Annotated in this window: 12 protein-coding genes; 5 read left to right on the forward strand and 7 right to left on the reverse strand. The window is 70.8% G+C overall.

Annotation, left to right across the window (positions count from 1 at the left end; translation table 11 throughout):
• Position 1: 1 nt before the first annotated feature.
• Together ACQBAS_RS03415 and rfbA are read left to right on the forward strand one after the other, a co-directional pair.
• A complete protein-coding gene (locus ACQBAS_RS03415) occupies positions 2–1,168 on the forward strand; it encodes an NAD(P)-dependent malic enzyme (protein WP_427384987.1) in 1,167 nt (388 codons plus the stop codon).
• 1,046 nt (positions 1,169–2,214) lie between these two features.
• On the forward strand, positions 2,215–3,090 hold the full coding sequence (gene rfbA / locus ACQBAS_RS03420; protein ID WP_427384988.1) for a glucose-1-phosphate thymidylyltransferase RfbA: 876 nt from the start codon (positions 2,215–2,217) through the stop codon (positions 3,088–3,090).
• Between the two features lie 30 nt (positions 3,091–3,120).
• Here the strand turns inward: rfbA and ACQBAS_RS03425 are convergent, their stop codons facing one another.
• Positions 3,121–4,512, reverse strand: coding sequence for a sugar nucleotide-binding protein (locus tag ACQBAS_RS03425; RefSeq protein ID WP_427384989.1), 1,392 nt, complete (start codon positions 4,510–4,512; stop codon positions 3,121–3,123).
• Positions 4,509–5,507, reverse strand: coding sequence for a dTDP-glucose 4,6-dehydratase (gene rfbB / locus ACQBAS_RS03430; protein ID WP_427384990.1), 999 nt, complete (start codon positions 5,505–5,507; stop codon positions 4,509–4,511). The genes ACQBAS_RS03425 and rfbB overlap by 4 nt, the downstream gene beginning before the upstream one ends.
• 42 nt (positions 5,508–5,549) lie before the next feature.
• Between rfbB and ACQBAS_RS03435 the strand changes: the two genes are divergently transcribed.
• On the forward strand, positions 5,550–6,533 hold the full coding sequence (locus tag ACQBAS_RS03435; protein WP_427384991.1) for a zinc-binding dehydrogenase: 984 nt from the start codon (positions 5,550–5,552) through the stop codon (positions 6,531–6,533).
• 76 nt (positions 6,534–6,609) lie between these two features.
• Here the strand turns inward: ACQBAS_RS03435 and ACQBAS_RS03440 are convergent, their stop codons facing one another.
• The 5 genes from ACQBAS_RS03440 to ACQBAS_RS03460 all read right to left on the reverse strand — a co-directional run bounded on the left by ACQBAS_RS03440 (position 6,610) and on the right by ACQBAS_RS03460 (position 13,229).
• Entirely contained in the window at positions 6,610–7,269 is a 660-nt protein-coding gene (locus ACQBAS_RS03440; RefSeq protein ID WP_427384992.1) for a GDSL-type esterase/lipase family protein, read from the reverse strand.
• 1 nt (position 7,270) lies between these two features.
• On the reverse strand, positions 7,271–7,459 hold the full coding sequence (locus ACQBAS_RS03445) for a DUF6104 family protein (RefSeq protein ID WP_427384993.1): 189 nt from the start codon (positions 7,457–7,459) through the stop codon (positions 7,271–7,273).
• Between the two features lie 12 nt (positions 7,460–7,471).
• Entirely contained in the window at positions 7,472–11,305 is a 3,834-nt protein-coding gene (locus tag ACQBAS_RS03450; RefSeq protein ID WP_427384994.1) for a multifunctional oxoglutarate decarboxylase/oxoglutarate dehydrogenase thiamine pyrophosphate-binding subunit/dihydrolipoyllysine-residue succinyltransferase subunit, read from the reverse strand.
• A 161-nt stretch (positions 11,306–11,466) separates the two neighbouring features.
• The gene (locus tag ACQBAS_RS03455; RefSeq protein WP_427384995.1) at positions 11,467–12,267 is read right to left on the reverse strand and encodes an ABC transporter permease subunit; all 801 of its coding nucleotides are present in this window, start codon (positions 12,265–12,267) and stop codon (positions 11,467–11,469) included.
• Entirely contained in the window at positions 12,264–13,229 is a 966-nt protein-coding gene (locus tag ACQBAS_RS03460) for an ABC transporter ATP-binding protein (RefSeq protein ID WP_427384996.1), read from the reverse strand. Before ACQBAS_RS03460 ends, ACQBAS_RS03455 begins: the two co-directional genes overlap by 4 nt.
• Before the next feature lie 134 nt (positions 13,230–13,363).
• Between ACQBAS_RS03460 and ACQBAS_RS03465 the strand changes: the two genes are divergently transcribed.
• The gene (locus ACQBAS_RS03465; RefSeq protein WP_427384997.1) at positions 13,364–14,716 is read left to right on the forward strand and encodes a hemolysin family protein; all 1,353 of its coding nucleotides are present in this window, start codon (positions 13,364–13,366) and stop codon (positions 14,714–14,716) included.
• Positions 14,713–15,765, forward strand: a complete 1,053-nt coding sequence (locus ACQBAS_RS03470) for a hemolysin family protein (protein WP_427384998.1) — start codon at positions 14,713–14,715, stop codon at positions 15,763–15,765. Before ACQBAS_RS03465 ends, ACQBAS_RS03470 begins: the two co-directional genes overlap by 4 nt.
• Positions 15,766–15,812 lie beyond the last annotated feature (47 nt).

Raw genomic sequence — 15,812 nt, forward strand, 5'->3', positions numbered from 1 at the left:
CGTGTCCGCGTCCCCGTCCTTGCCCCTGTTCGACCCGAACGCTGCCGCGTTCCGGGCGCACGAGGGCGGCAAGCTCGAGGTACGCGCCACGAAGCCCCTGCGGGGCGCCGAGGACCTGTCGCTGCTCTACACGCCCGGCGTCGCGGACGTCTCCCGCGCCATCGCGGCCGACCCGAGCCTCGTCGATCGCTACACGGCGCGCCGCAACACCGTCGCCGTCATCACCGACGGCACCGCGGTGCTCGGCCTCGGCGACATCGGCCCCCTCGCCGCGATGCCCGTCATGGAGGGCAAGGCCGTTCTCTTCAAGCACTTCGCCGGCGTCGACGCCGTCCCGGTCTGCCTGGAGACGGGGTCCGTCGCCGAGATCGTCGAGACCGTGGCCCGGCTCGCGCCCACCTACGGCGGCATCAACCTCGAGGACATCTCCGCGCCGCGATGCTTCGAGATCGAGGAGCAGCTCAAGGAGCGCCTCGACATCCCCGTCTTCCACGACGACCAGCACGGCACCGCCATCGTCGTGCTCGCCGGCCTGACCAACGCCGCGAAGGTGGTCGAGAAGGAGCTCCACGAGTTGCGGATCGTCGTCGGTGGGGCGGGCGCGGCCGGGGTCGCCGTCACCAAGCTGCTGCAGCGTGCGGGTGTGCGCGACGTCATCGTGTGCGACTCCCGCGGCATCGTCAGCCCCGCCCGCACGGACCTCGTCGAGCACAAGCACCGCCTCGCCGCCTCGACGAACCCGCGTGGCGTGCAGGGGACGATGGCCGAGGCGCTCGTGGGCGCGGACGTCTACGTCGGCGTCTCGGGTGGGACGGTGCCCGAGGAGCAGATCGCCCGGATGGCCGATCGGTCGATCATCTTCGCGCTCGCCAACCCCGATCCCGAGGTCCACCCGGAGGTCGCGCGTCGGCACGCGGAGGTGGTCGCGACGGGCCGCAGCGACTTCCCGAACCAGATCAACAACGTCCTGGCCTTCCCCGGGATCTTCCGCGGAGCGCTCGACTCCGGCGCCAGCGCCATCACGGAGACGATGAAGCTCGCGGCGGCCCGGGCGATCGCGGCCATGGTCGAGGAACCGACGGCCGAGATGATCGTGCCGAGCGTCTTTGCCGAGGGCGTCGCGGACACCGTCGCCCGGGCCGTCGCGGACAACGCGCCGGCGACGTAGTCAGTCGGCAGTCTCTCGTCCCACGTCTCGAGGTCGCCGTCGGCCACCCAGGTCTCGTCACCGGCCAGGAGCCAGACGACGCTGCCGCGCGCCGAGACATCGAGGTCGCCCTCGCTCGGCCGATCCTTCCCCAGACAGCTCAGGGGAGTGAGGGCGGCCTCGGACGACGTGTCGGCCGAGGCGGTGTCGAAGGCGGACACGGCGATGCCCGCGCAGTCGTCGGAGGTGCCGGCGACCACGACGCCGGCGTCCCCGCCACCGAGCGTCGTCAGCGCGAGGGCGAGAGAGCCGGGCGCGCTGCCCGCGCTCGACCAGGACTCGCCCTGGTCCTCGGTCCGCACGACCTCCCCGTCGGCGCACAGCGCGGCCGCGGTCGACGCGCGCCCCGGCACGTCGGCGACGTCGACGACGACGGTGTCGCCGCACGGCTTGATGCTCGCTCCGCCGGGCGCGAGGACGTTGCGCTGGTGGGCGGGGTCGAGGGACCACACGCCCTCGGGTCCGGCCACGGCCGTCCACGTGGAGCCGCCGTCGACGGTCCCCTTCGCGCCGACCGTGCAGTCGGTGGACGCCCCGACGACGAACCCGGCGGCGGCCGTCTCGGGGCGCAGCCCGCTGATCGTGGACAGGCCGGGGTCGGTGCCGACCGCGACCCACTGGGCGCCGCCGTCCGACGTCAGCTCCACGCCGGCGCCGCCGTCGGCGCACCCACCGACCGTCGCGCGCCAGGCGACGCGGGCGTCGACCACGGCGAGCAGGGTCGCCGGGCGCCGGGTCACCTCGACGTCGGTCGGGGTGGTCTCGGAGGCGGTGTCGGACGGTGCGCCGGACGTCGTTCCCGCAAAACGGGAGGGGGAGTCGTCCGTGCGCGAGGAGGCGTCGAACCGCACCCCGGCGAAGGCCGCGGCGACGAGGGCGACGTCGACGACGAGCAGGCCGACGAGTGCGGCCGTCGACCACCGTGAGCCCTCGGACACGTCGGCACCTTCCGCTCCTCGCGACGATCGTCGCCGTCCCCTGACCGACCAAACGTTATCGTGACCCACGTGCGAGGAATCATCTTGGCCGGGGGGACCGGTAGCCGTCTGCATCCGATCACGATCGGGGTCAGCAAGCAGCTGGTGCCGGTCTATGACAAGCCGATGATCTATTACCCGTTGAGCACGCTGATGCTCGCCGGGATCCGGGACGTCCTCGTCATCACGACCCCGCACGACGCGGACCAGTTCGAGCGGCTCCTGGGCGACGGGTCCCAGTTCGGGATCTCGATCACCTACGCCCGCCAGCCCAGCCCCGACGGCCTCGCACAGGCCTTCATCATCGGCGAGGACCACATCGCCGGCGGCGACGTCGCGCTCATCCTCGGCGACAACCTCTTCTACGGCCCCGGCCTGGGCACCCAACTCCAACGGTTCGCCGGACTCGACGGCGCCGCCGTCTTCGCCTACCGCGTCGCCAACCCGAGCGACTACGGCGTGGTCGAGTTCGACGCCACCGGCCGAGCCCTCTCCTTGGAGGAGAAGCCGGCCGCGCCCCGGAGCAACTACGCCGTCCCCGGCCTCTACTTCTACGACGGATCCGTCACCGAACGCGCGAAAGCCCTGCACCCCTCGGCCCGCGGCGAACTCGAGATCACCGACCTCAACCGCACCTACCTCGACGAAGGCCGCCTGCGCGTCGAGATCCTCCCGCGCGGCACGGCCTGGCTCGACACCGGCACCTTCGACTCCCTCAACGACGCGAGCAACTTCATCCGCACCGTCCAGGACCGGCAGGGCCTGCTCGTCGGCACCCCCGAGGAAGTCGCCTGGCGCATGGGCCACCTCGACGACGACGCCCTCCGCGAACGAGCCCAGCCCCTCCTCAAGAGCGGCTACGGCCGCTACCTCATGTCCCTGCTGGACGACGCCGCGCCTCGCTGAGCCCCGCGCCGCCGTCGGGCACGGGGCCGGTCAGTCGTGCCGGGCGAGCCAGTCGTGCAGCGCCTCGACGTGATCGCGCGGGCTGAATCCCGTCGCCGTGAGCCGGGTCAGGTCGAGCGTGCTGTGGGCGGGGCGCGGCGCCGTGAGCCCGGGGCGGGAGGCGGCGAACTCGGCGCTCGTGATGGCCCGCACGTCCTCGCGCGCCCGGCCGCGGGCGGCGAAGACCTCGCGCGCGAGCGCTGCCCAGGTGAGCGGGTCGCCGTCGTTCGTCACGTCGTACGTGCCGGTGGGGGCGCCGCTCTCGAGCAGGTGCACCGTCGCGGCGGCGACGTCCTGCGCGAAGGAGAGCCGGCCAACCTGGTCGTCGACGACCGCCGGGGAGATGCCGTCGCCGGCCAGGCGGGCCATCGTCGCGACGAAGTTTGCTCCCTCACCGATGACCCACGTCGTGCGCAGGATGAGGTGGTCCGGCGCGGTGGCGACGGCGAGGTCGCCGGCCGCCTTCGTCTGGCCGTAGACGCCCAGCGGGCTCGGTGCCTCGTCCTCGTCGTGGACCTCGCGGGTGCCGTCGAAGACGTAGTCGCTGGAGTAGTGCACGAGGCGGAACTGGTGCTCCCGCGCCAGCCGGGCCAGGGTCGCCGGGCCGACGGCGTTGAGCGCCCAGGCGGACGCGCGGCCGTCGTCGGTCTCGGCCGCGTCGACCGCGGTGTACGCGGCCGCGTTGATGACGACGTCGTGGGCTGCGAAGTCCCACGCGGCCACCGATGCGGGGTCGCTCAGGTCGAGCTCCGCGCGGGTCGGGGCGATCGCGTCCGGGAGCAGCTCGCGCAGGGCCCGGCCGATCTGCCCTGTGCCACCGAGCACGAGCGGTCGGCGCCGGGGCATTGGGACGACGTCGTCCCAGCGCGGGTTGGCGTGATCCTTCGCGCTGATCTCGCTCTCCGCCAACGGGATCGGCCACTCGATGCCCAGTCGCTCATCCCCGAGGTGCACGGCCGGGTAGGTCACGCCCGGGCGCCAGTGTGCATTGACGAGGTAGCTGTAGGTCGTGTCGTCGGCCAGCGCCTGATAGGAGTTGCCGACGCCGCGGGGGACGAAGACGGCCACGGATTCGTCGACGAGCTGGGTGACGGTCGCGCCGAAGGTGGGGCCCTCCCGCAGGTCCACCCAGGCCCCGAACACCTGCCCCGTCGAGACCGACACGAGCTTGTCCCACGGCTCGGCGTGGATCCCGCGGGTCGCGCCGCGCGAGGCATTGAAGGAGACGTTGTTCTGCACCGGGGCGAAGTCCGGGAGACCGAGGGCGATCATCTTCTCCCGCTGCCAGTTCTCCTTGAACCAGCCGCGCTCGTCGCGGTGGACGGGCAGTCGCAGCACGAGCAGGCCGGGGATGGCCGTCCGCTCGACGCTCAGCTCGGTCACTGGCCGGCCTCGGCGTAGCGCGCCTCGGTCGCGTCCTTGTGGGGGCGCCACCACGCCTCGTGCTCCCGGTACCAGTCGATGGTCTCCGCGAGCCCCTCGCGGAAGTCCCCGCGGGCGGGGGTCCAGCCGAGCTCGCGCCGCAGCTTGGCGGAGTCGATGGCGTACCGCAGGTCGTGGCCCGCCCGGTCCGTGACGTGGTCGAAGGCATCCGCCGGCTGACCCATCAACTCGAGGATGAGCCGGAGGACGGTCGCGTTGTCCTGCTCGCCGTCGGCGCCGACGAGATAGGTCTCGCCGGGGCGTCCCCGCTCGAGGATGGCCAGGACGGCGCTGGAGTGGTCGTCGGCGTGGATCCAGTCGCGCACGTTCTCACCGCTGCCGTAGAGCTTCGGACGGGTGCCGTCGAGGACGTTGGTGATCTGGCGCGGGATGAACTTCTCGATGTGCTGCCACGGACCGTAGTTGTTGGAGCAGTTGCTCAGGGTGGCACGCACCCCGAAGGAGCGCACCCACGCCCGCACGAGATGGTCCGAGCCGGCCTTCGACGCCGAGTACGGGCTCGAGGGGTTGTAGGGCGTCGCCTCGGTGAAGCGCTCCGGGTCGTCGAGCGCGAGGTCGCCGTAGACCTCGTCGGTCGAGACGTGGTGATAGCGCACGTCGTGCTTGCGGACCGCCTCGAGGAGGGTGAAGGTGCCCACGAGGTTGGTCCGGATGAAAGGGGAGGGGTCGCGCAGCGAGTTGTCGTTGTGGGACTCCGCGGCGAAGTGCACGACCGCGTCCGCGGCGGCCACGAGCGGATCGACCACCTCGGGATCCGCGACGTCCCCGACGACCAGGCGCACCCGACCTTCGGGCAGCCCCTCGAGCGCCTCGCGGCTGGCCGCGTAGGTGAGTTTGTCGAGGACGGTGATGCTCGAGTCGGTGTGGGCCAGGACGTGGTGCACGAAGTTGGCGCCGATGAACCCGGCCCCACCGGTGACGAGCATGGATGGCATGGCGCTCACCCTAACGGTGGCCGTTGGTCTAGGTTCTGTCCCATGCTTGCCGCCTTCGCCACGTCCCAGTCCCGCACCGACCCCCTCTCCGGCCTCGTCGTCGCGGACCGACCCGAGCCGACCCCCCGCCCCGGCTGGTCCCTCGTCACCATGCGGGCCTCGTCCCTCAACCACCACGACGTGTGGTCCCTGCGGGGCGTCGGCCTGCCCGCCGACCGGCTCCCCATGATCCTCGGCTGCGACGGCGCCGGCCTCGACGAGCACGGCAACGAGGTCATCCTGCACTCGGTGATCGCCTCGGAGGGATGGCACGGTGACGAGACACTGGACCGCTCTCGCTCCCTCTTCTCCGAGATCCACGACGGCACCTTCGCCGAGAAGGTCCTCGTCCCGACCCACAACCTCGTGCCCAAGCCGGCGGGCATGTCGTGGGAGCACGCGGCCACCCTGCCCACGGCGTGGCTGACCGCCTACCGGATGCTCTTCGCCCAGGCCGGTCTCACCCCGGGCGCGACCGTCCTGGTGCAGGGCGCCGGCGGTGGCGTCGCCACCGCGCTGGTGCAGCTCGGCTCCGCGGCCGGCTACCGGATGTGGGTCACCAGCCGCGACGAGTCGAAGGGGGCCCGCGCCGTCGAACTCGGGGCGGCGGCCGCCTTCGCCCCGGGCCAGCGGCTGCCCGAACGGGTCGACGCCGTCATGGAGACCGTCGGCGCGGCCACGTGGTCGCACTCCGTGAAGGCCCTCAAGCCCGGTGGGACGATCGTCATCTCCGGAGCGACCTCCGGTGACGCACCCGAGAAGGCCGAACTGACGACGATCTTCTTCAAGCAGCTGCGCGTCATCGGCTCGACGATGGGCAACCGTCAGGAGCTCGAGCGGCTCGTGCGCTTCGTCGACGAGCAGGGGATCACCCCGGTCATCGACGAGGTCCTCCCGCTGGAGCGGGCGGCCGAGGGGTTCGCTCGCGTCGCCTCGGGAGACGTCTTCGGCAAGATCGTCCTGACGATGGACGCACCGCTGGGGTGAACCCGTCCGAACGACGACGAGGGCCGGTCCTGCCACGCAGGTCCGGCCCTCGTCGGTTCACGTCGGAGACGTCAGGTCACTCGGAGACGCCGAGCCACTCCGCCCAGCCGTGGTGCAGCACGAGCCACGCGATGAGGCCGTAGCCGGCCTGACCCGGGTGGTGGGGGACCCGGCTCGCGGCCATGTCCGACTGCCACTGCTCGTGCACCGCGAGCGGCGCGTAGCAGTCGACGAAGGGGACCCCGCGCCGGGAGCAGACATCCGCCTGGGCCGCGACGAGCGACTCGAGGCCGACGTTCGTCTCCGGGTCGTCGCTCGGCGGGGGGCTCACGACGAAGGTGCCGATGCCCTGGCTCGCGCACTCGTCGAGGATGTTGGCGAGGTTGAGCCGGTGACGCGCCAGCGAGATCCCGGCGGCGATGTCGTTGGTGCCGAAGGAGATCACGAGGCGACGCTCGCTGCGACCGGCCCAGCGCAGCCCGCACTCCTGCTGCCAGCGCGCGAGGACGTCGGCGGACGTCTGGCCTCGCACCCCGAGGTTGTAGGACGACAGCTCGATGTCGGAGGTGGGCGTGCGGCCGACGACGCGGCCGACCCAGCCCTGCCCCTTGGGGTCGCCGACCCCGGCGACCATCGAGGCGCCGATGAAGACGAGCCCGACGTCACGGGGACCCTCCGAGGGGACGCTGTGGTCCGCGCTCGGGGTGAACTCGTTGCCGGCGGCGTCTGTGCTCATGTCATTCCTCGTCGTCGTCGAAATCATCGTCAAGCCGAGCCAACCACGAGGCGAGCCTCTCGACGGGGACCTCGAAGTCGGGGTTGAGGTCCACGAACGTGCGCAGGTGGTCGGACAGCCACGCGAAGGTGACCTCCTCCTCGCCGCGTCGTTGCTCGAGCTCCTCGATGCCCCGATCCGTGAAATACACGGGTCGGACCGATCAGCGGTCGAAGGCGGACGCGATGAGGTCCGCCTGCTCGACTGCGTGCTTCTTGCTCGACCCGGTGGCGGGGGAGGCCGAGGCCGTGCGGGAGAGGACCCGCAGCGGGCGCTCCTCGCCGTGGGCCTTCAGCTCGCCCGGGAGCCACTGGTACATGAAGGGCCACGCACCCTGGTTCTCCGGCTCGTCCTGGACCCAGACGACCTCGGCGTTCGGGTAGGCGGCGAGCTGCTCGGCCAGTTCCTGCGCGGGCAGCGGGTAGAGCCGCTCGACCCGCAGCAGGGCGGTCGTGCCGTCGTCGCGCTTGGCGCGCTCCGCCTCGAGGTCCCAGACGACCTTGCCGGACGCCAGCAGCACGCGCGTGACGGCCTGGCCGTCGAGCTGCTTCGTGTCCGGCAGGACGGCCCGGAAGCCACCTTCGGTGAAGTCGGACGGCGCGGACGCGGCCGCCTTCAGGCGCAGCATCGACTTCGGGGTGAAGACGATGAGCGGGCGACGCGGCCGGTTGTACGCCTGGCGGCGCAGCAGGTGGAAGTAGGACGCCGGCGTCGACGGGTAGGCGACCGTCATGTTCTCCTCGGCACACATCTGCAGGAAGCGCTCGATGCGGGCGGAGGAGTGGTCCGGGCCCTGACCCTCGTAGCCGTGCGGCAGCAGGAGGACGACCGAGCTGCGCTGGCCCCACTTCTGCTCCGACGAGCTGATGAACTCGTCGACGATGGTCTGCGCGCCGTTGAAGAAGTCACCGAACTGCGCCTCCCACAGGACGAGGGCATCGGGGCGCTCAACGCTGTAGCCGTACTCGAAGCCCATGGCCGCGAACTCGCTCAGGAGCGAGTCGTACACCCAGAACTTGGCCTGGCCACCGCCGAGGTAGAGCAGCGGGGTCCACTCCTCGGCCGTGTTCTTGTCGATGAGGACCGCGTGCCGCTGGACGAAGGTGCCGCGGCGCGAGTCCTGGCCGGCGAGACGGACCGGTGTGCCCTCCTTGAGGAGCGAACCGAAGGCGAGCAGCTCACCGGTGGCCCAGTCGATGCCGCCCTCGCGCACGGACAGCGCACGCTTCTCCATGGCCTGGGCGAGCTTCGGGTGGATCGTGAAGCCCTCCGGGTAGTCCGTGAAGGCCTCTCCGATGTGGATGAGGTCCTCCTGCGAGATGGCCGTCTCGGTCGCGGACCGGGTGGTCTGGTCCGAGGACTGGGCGGTCGGCGGCTCGAGGCCGGTGTGGCCCTCGACGTCGGTGCCCTTGTAGTTGGCGTCGCTGTTGGCGGCCTCGGGGGACTTGAGCGCCTCCTTCGTCTCGACGAAGACACGCTCGAGCTGGGCCTGGTAGTCGCGCAGGGCTGCCTCGGCGTCCTCCTGGCTGATGTCGCCGCGGGCGATGAGGGACTCGGTGTAGAGCTTGCGGACCGAGCGCTTCTTCTCGATGAGGCTGTACATCAGCGGCTGCGTCATCGAGGGGTCGTCGCCCTCGTTGTGGCCACGGCGGCGGTAGCACACCATGTCGATGACGACGTCCTTGTTGAACTTCTGGCGGAACTCGAAGGCGAGCTCGGCGACGCGCACGCACGCCTCCGGGTCGTCACCGTTGACGTGGAAGATCGGTGCCTGGATCATCCGCGCGACGTCGGTGGAGTACGTGGAGCTGCGGCTCGAGGACGGCGACGTCGTGAAGCCGACCTGGTTGTTGATGACGACGTGCACGGTGCCGCCGGTGCGGTAGCCGCGCAGCTGCGACAGGTTGAGCGTCTCCGCCACGACGCCCTGACCGGCGAAGGCCGCGTCGCCGTGCAGGAGCACGGGGAGCACGGTGAAGTCCTCACCGGCAAGGTTGAGGCGGTCCTGCTTCGCGCGGGCGATGCCCTCGAGGACGGGGTTGACGGCCTCGAGGTGGCTCGGGTTGGCGGCCAGGTAGACCTTGGTGCGCGCACCGTCCTCGGCGACGAACTCGCCCTCGGTGCCGAGGTGGTACTTGACGTCGCCGGAGCCTTGGACGGAGCGGGGGTCCTGCTTGCCCTCGAACTCGCGGAAGATCTGGCCGTAGGACTTGCCCGCGATGTTGGCGAGCACGTTGAGGCGGCCGCGGTGCGGCATGCCGATGCAGACCTCGTCGAGGCCCTCCGCCGCGGCGCGGCAGAGGATCCGGTCGAGGAGCGCGATGACGGACTCGCCACCCTCGAGGGAGAAGCGCTTCTGGCCGACGAACTTCGTCTGCAGGAACGTCTCGAAGGCCTCGGCGGCGTTGAGGCGGCGCAGGATCCGCAGCTGCTCCTCGGACGTCGTCTTCGAGTAGCCGACCTCGACCTTGTCCTGGATCCACTTGCGCTGGTCCGGGTCCTGGATGTGCATGTACTCGACGCCGGTGGTGCGGCAGTAGGAGTCACGCAGGATGCCGAGGATGTTGCGGAGCTTGAGGAAGGGGGCCCCACCGAAGCCGCCCGTGGCGAACTCGCGGTCCAGGTCCCACATGGTCAGGCCGTGGGTCGTGACGTCGAGGTCGTCGTGCCGACGCTGGCGGTACTCCAGCGGGTCGGTGTCGGCCATGAGGTGGCCGCGCACGCGGTAGGCGTGGATGAGCTCCTGGACACGCGCGACCTTGTTGATGTCGTCGTCGTGCGAGGTGTTGATGTCCCGGACCCAGCGGATCGGCTCGTAGGGCAGACGGAGGCTCTCGAAGATCTCGTCGTAGAAGTTGCCCTCGCCCAGGAGCAGCTGGTGGACGATCCGCAGGAAGTCACCGGACTGCGCGCCCTGGATGATCCGGTGGTCGTACGTCGAGGTCAGGGTGATGATCTTGGAGACGGCGTTGCGGCTGAGGGTCTCCTCGCTCGCGCCCTGCCACTCGGCCGGGTACTCCAGTGCGCCGACACCGATGATGGCGCCCTGCCCCTTCATCAGGCGCGGGACGGAGTGGACCGTCCCGATGCCGCCGGGGTTGGTCAGCGAGATCGTCGTGCCCTGGAAGTCCTCGACGGCGAGCTTGTTGTCGCGCGCCTTGCGGACCATGTCCTCGTAGGCGCTCCAGAAGTGGGCGAAGTCCATCTTCTCGGCGGCCTTGACGGACGGCACGACGAGGGTGCGGGAGCCGTCCGGCTTCTGCAGGTCGATCGCGAGACCGAAGTTCACGTGGGCCGGCTTGATCAGGGCGGGGCGGCCCTTCTCGTCCTCACCGAAGCCGACGTTCATCTCCGGCATGGCCTCGAGCGCCTTGATCAGCGCGAAGCCGATGATGTGGGTGAAGGAGACCTTGCCGCCGCGCGAGCGCTTGAGGTGGTTGTTGATCACGACGCGGTTGTCGATGAGCAGCTTGGCGGGAATCGCCCGCACGCTCGTGGCCGTCGGGACCTCGAGGGAGGCGTCCATGTTCGCGACGACGCGGGCCGCGGCGCCGCGCAGCGAGATGATCTCGTCCTCGTCGGTCGCCTCGGCCGCCTTCGGCTTCTCAGCGTCGCGCGGGACGGGCTTGGCTGCGGGCTTCTCGGCCGCCTTCTCGGGGGCCTTCGCCGCCGGCTGCTCAGCAGGCTTCGCGGCCGGCTGAGCGGGGGCTGCCGGCGCGGCCGGAGCCTGAGCGGCCGACTTCTCGGCGGGCTTGGGAGCGGGCTGCGCCGAGGCCTGGGCCGCTGCCTCGGGAGCCTTCGCCTCGGCAACCGGCGCGGCGGGGGTCGAGCCGTTGCTGCTCGCGGAGCCGCCCGGCTGGTAGCCCTCGAAGAAGTCCCACCACGCCCGATCCACCGAATTCTTGTCCTGCTTGTACTGCTCGAAGAGCTCGTCGACGAGCCATTCGTTGGGGCCGAAAGCGGACAGGGGGTTGTTGCTCGCGGGCTGGTCGGGCACGGCGGATACGCCTCTTTCGTCACTTCGTCAACGGACGCGTCCACGGCCACGTGGGCGCACGGGGTCGAGCCTATCCGCTCAGGGTGCCACGGCTCACGCGGGTCCACGACGTGATGAAGGGGTGTGAGCCGCAGCCCACACCCCTTCCTCCTGTACGTCGCTCAGCTGATGTCGCTGCGGAGCGTCCGCCAGATGCCCAGTCCCGCGAGGACCACGGCGTAACCGGCGAGCACGAGCGCGCCGGCCCACCACTCGAGCTGCGTGCTGGTGGCGCCGCCGGATTGGACGCCGCCGACCATCGCCTGGGTCGCCGAGGAGGGCAGGTAGGGGACGATGTGCTCGGCGCCCCAGTCCCAGAAGGACAGCCCGAAGCCGGCGAGCGGCTCGACGATCCATGCCACGCCGATCGCGATGAGCAGCGCCGCCACCTGGTTGGGGATGAGGATGCCGGCCCCGAGGCCGATGAGGGCCCACAGGCCGAGGACGAGCAGGCTGAGGGCGAGCACCCGCAGCACGTCCGTCGAGGGGAAGGGGTCGACGCCGCGGGCGTTGAGCACGACCGCGCCCGCAGCGACGGAACCGACGAGCGAGATCAGGCCGTAGAGCGCACCGATCGCCAGCAGGGAGATCACCTTCGCGAGCATGACCCTCGCGCGCTTGGGCACGGCGAGGAAGGTGCTCGTGATCGTCTTGTGCCGGTACTCGCTACCGATCTGCATGATGCCGATCGTCAGGGTGAGCAGGTAGCCCACGCTGAGCCCGGCCGTGTAGACGCTGTTGACGATCTGCTCCGCGTTGCCCACGGTGCGTTGCTCCGGGGGCAGGGACGACTGGTCCTGGGTGAGCAGGAACCCGAAGGCGACGGCGAAGAGGGCCCCGGCGATGAGCATGGCCAGTGCCATGCCCCACCACAGGCGGGTCGAGAAGAACTTGCGGAACTCGGCGCGGGTCGCGGCGATCATTCGTTGGCCCCTTCCTGTCCGGCGAGCGCATCCCGCTCGGCGGGTGCCTCCGATGTCGTGACGTTGCGGTTCTGTCCCTCCGTGAGGGAGAAGAAGAGGCTCTCGAGGTCGGTGCTCATGGCGCGGAGCTCGTAGACCGGCAGGCCGCTGCGGAGCGCGACGTCGCCCACGAGTCGCAGGTCGTCGGTCGCGGCGATGAGGGCGCCGTCGCCGTCCGGCTCGGCCATGACGTCGGCGATCCGCAGCGCGCCGGCGAGAGTCTCGGCGTCCCGGGTGCGCACGAGCACGCGGGACGGGCCGTGCAGCGAGGCCATCGTGCCCTGCTTGACGAGGTGACCGTTGCTGATGATGACGACGTCATCGACGGTCTGCTCGACCTCCTGGAGCATGTGGCTCGAGATGAGGACCGTGCGCCCCTCGCTGCTCAGGTGGCGCAGGAAGCCGCGCAGCCAGCGGATGCCCTCGGGGTCGAGGCCGTTCGCCGGCTCGTCGAGGATCAGGACCTGCGGGTCGCCGAGCATCGCCGCGGCGAGACCGAGCCGCTGGCGCATGCCCATGGAGTAGCCCCCGGCGCGCTTGCGCGCGGCCGCGGGGATCCCGACCAGCTCGAGCATCTCGTCGACCCGGGTGTCCGGGATGCCGGCACTCGCGGCGAGGACGCGCAGGTGATTGCGGCCCGAGCGGCCCGGGTGGAAGTTCGTCGCTTCGAGGGCGGCGCCGACACGCGTGACCGGGACGTCGATCTCGCGGTAGCGCTGGCCACCGATGAGAGCCGTCCCGCTCGTTGCCCTGATCAGCCCCAGGAGCATGCGCAGCGTCGTCGTCTTGCCGGCGCCGTTCGGCCCGAGGAAGCCGGTGATCCGGCCGGGCTCCACGGTGAAGGAGAGGTCGTCCACGGCGGTGAACGATCCGAATTTCTTGGTCAAGTTGCGCACGTCGATCTGTGCGCCCGGTGCGGACATGGGTTCCCCTCGTTGCAGTGACACGCGATGCGGATGCGTGAGTGTGCAGATGCGTGTCCATCCTCGCAGCCGGTCGATGCCCGGTCGCAGCAAGGGGAGTGGCCGGCGCGGTGGCGCCTAGGATGGCTCGCACCATGACCGAATGGATCCTTGTCGCCCTGTCCGTCCTGCTGACCCTCGGGACGGCCCTCTTCGTCGCGGCCGAGTTCTCCCTCGTCGCGCTCGACCGCCCCACCGTGCAGCGGGCCGTGGACGGCGGCGACCGGCGTGCCACCGGCATCCTCACGTCACTGAAGCAACTGTCGACGCTGCTGTCCGCCAGCCAGGTCGGCATCACCGTCACGACGCTCGTGCTCGGCTTCATCGCCAACCCGTCCATCGGTGCGCTGCTGCGCGGCCCCCTCGAGGCGATGGGAGTGCCGGCGTCGGCGGTGGGCTCGGTGTCGGCCACGTTGGCCATGGTGATCGCGACCGGCTTCTCCATGATCGTCGGTGAGATGATCCCCAAGACGATCGCCGTGAGTGCACCGCTGGCGACGGCGAAGGTCGCGGGGCCGCCGGTGCGCTGGTTCGGAATCCTGACCAAACCCCTCATCGCGGTGCTCAACGGCTCGGCCAACTGGTTCCTCCGACGCGTCGGGGTCGAACCGGCCGAGGAGCTGTCCGCTGCGCGCAGCCCCCAGGAGCTGAAGTCCCTCGTCCGGTCCTCCGCCGAGGCCGGCACCCTCGACTCCGGCACCGCGCGCCTCGTCACCCGCTCCATCGGCTTCGGCGAGCAGACGGCCGAGGACGTCATGACGCCGCGCTCGCGGGCCTCGGCGATCGAGCGGACCGCGACGGCCGAGGACGTCGTCGCGCTCGCCCGGCTGACGGGTCACTCGCGCTTCCCCGTCATCGGTGACGACTGGGACGACATCGACGGCATCGTCCACGTCAAGAAGGCCATCGCCGTCCCGCACGACCGGCGTCCGGAGGTGCCGGTCTCGGCGCTCATGGTCCCGGCCGTCGTCGTCCCGGAGACGCTCCGGCTGGACCCGCTGCTCATACAGCTGCGGGACACCGGCCTGCAGCTGGCCGTGGTGGTCGACGAATACGGCGGCACGTCCGGCGTCGTCACGTTGGAGGACCTCGTCGAGGAGATCGTCGGCGACGTCAGCGACGAACACGACCGCGCCCAGACGACGGGGCGCCCCCTCGGCGACGGCGTCTGGACCGTCCCCGGCCTCTGGCGACCCGACGAGGTGCACGACCGCGTCGGCGCACGCGTCCCCGAGGGCGCCGCCTACGAGACCGTGGCCGGCTTCGTCATGTCGGAGCTCGGCCGGGTCCCGGCCGTCGGCGACGTCGTGGAGATCGAGGGCTGGACCATCACCGTGGCCGACATGGAGGGACTGCGCGTGGACCGGCTGCGTTTCGTTCCGCGTCCGACGGGCGAGGACGGCGATGCCGCCGACTCCGGCGCCACGGACGAGGGGAGCGGTCGATGAGCTTCTCCACCATCGTCATCACGGTCGTCCTGCTGTTGCTCAACGCCTTCTTCGTCGGGGCGGAGTTCGCGGCCATGGCCGCCCGCCGCAGCCAACTCGAGCCGCTGGCCGCCGACGGCAGCAAGCGCGCCCAGATCGCCATGGACGCGCTGTCCCGCACGGGCATCCTCCTCGCCACCTGCCAGCTCGGGATCACCGTGTGTTCGGTCCTGCTCGGTGCCATCTCCGAGTCGGCGCTGCACCACGCCCTCGAGCCGGTCGTGCAGCGCTTCGGCGTGCCCCACGCGCTGACCGACGGCACCGCGCTGACGTTGGCCATCCTCATCGTCGTCTACCTGCACGTCGTCATCGGCGAGATGATCCCCAAGAACCTCGCCATCGCCGGCCCGGAGCGGGCCGCCATGGCGCTCGTCCCACCGTTGGTCATGGTGAGTCGCCTCGTCGCCCCCGTCATCTGGGCCATGGACCACGTGTCGAAGGCGGTCGTGCGCGCCTTCGGGATCGAGCCCAAGGACGAGGTGGGCTCGGCCTTCACGGCCGAAGAGGTCGCCCACATCGTCAAGGAGTCGCACCAGCAGGGCCTCGTCGAGCAGGACCAGTACGGGCTGCTCGGCGCGGCGCTCGAGTTCAGCGACAAGGATGCGTCCGACGTGGGCATCCCGATCGACCGGCTCGTCACGGTGGCGGCGACGGCGACTCCGGAGGAGATCGAGCGACTCGTCGCCCGGCACGGCTTCTCGCGCTACCCGACGGTCGACAGCCACGGGGACCTCACCGGCTACCTGCACCTCAAGGACGTCCTCTACGCCGACGACGACGAGCGCGGCGAGCCGGTGCCGGCGAAGCGGGTGCGGCGGCTGGCCACGGTCCGGCGCGAGGACGAGGTCGAGTCGGTCCTGACCACGATGCAGAAGTCGGGCGCGCACCTGGCGCGGGTCATCGACGACGAGGGGACGATCGTCGGGGTCGTCTTCCTGGAGGACGTCATCGAGGAACTCGTCGGCGAGGTCACGGATGCGTCCAACCGCAAGGCGGACCACGGGGGTTAGGGCACGACAGGGGCACGGCTTCGCCGCGCGGTACCCCCGTCGGCGTC

The organism is Janibacter zhaoxuefangae, from assembly GCF_050271985.1.
In the GTDB taxonomy this organism is placed as follows: domain Bacteria; phylum Actinomycetota; class Actinomycetes; order Actinomycetales; family Dermatophilaceae.

Bases quoted from the DNA above. Each gene is read 5' to 3' on its own strand.
- ACQBAS_RS03440 (WP_427384992.1), bottom strand. From the start codon at position 7,269: ATGAGCACAGACGCCGCCGGCAACGAGTTCACCCCGAGCGCGGACCAC.
- rfbB (WP_427384990.1), bottom strand. From the start codon at position 5,507: ATGCCATCCATGCTCGTCACCGGTGGGGCCGGGTTCATCGGCGCCAAC.
- ACQBAS_RS03435 (WP_427384991.1), top strand. From the start codon at position 5,550: ATGCTTGCCGCCTTCGCCACGTCCCAGTCCCGCACCGACCCCCTCTCC.
- ACQBAS_RS03455 (WP_427384995.1), bottom strand. From the start codon at position 12,267: ATGATCGCCGCGACCCGCGCCGAGTTCCGCAAGTTCTTCTCGACCCGC.
- ACQBAS_RS03470 (WP_427384998.1), top strand. From the start codon at position 14,713: ATGAGCTTCTCCACCATCGTCATCACGGTCGTCCTGCTGTTGCTCAAC.
- ACQBAS_RS03460 (WP_427384996.1), bottom strand. From the start codon at position 13,229: ATGTCCGCACCGGGCGCACAGATCGACGTGCGCAACTTGACCAAGAAA.
- ACQBAS_RS03465 (WP_427384997.1), top strand. From the start codon at position 13,364: ATGACCGAATGGATCCTTGTCGCCCTGTCCGTCCTGCTGACCCTCGGG.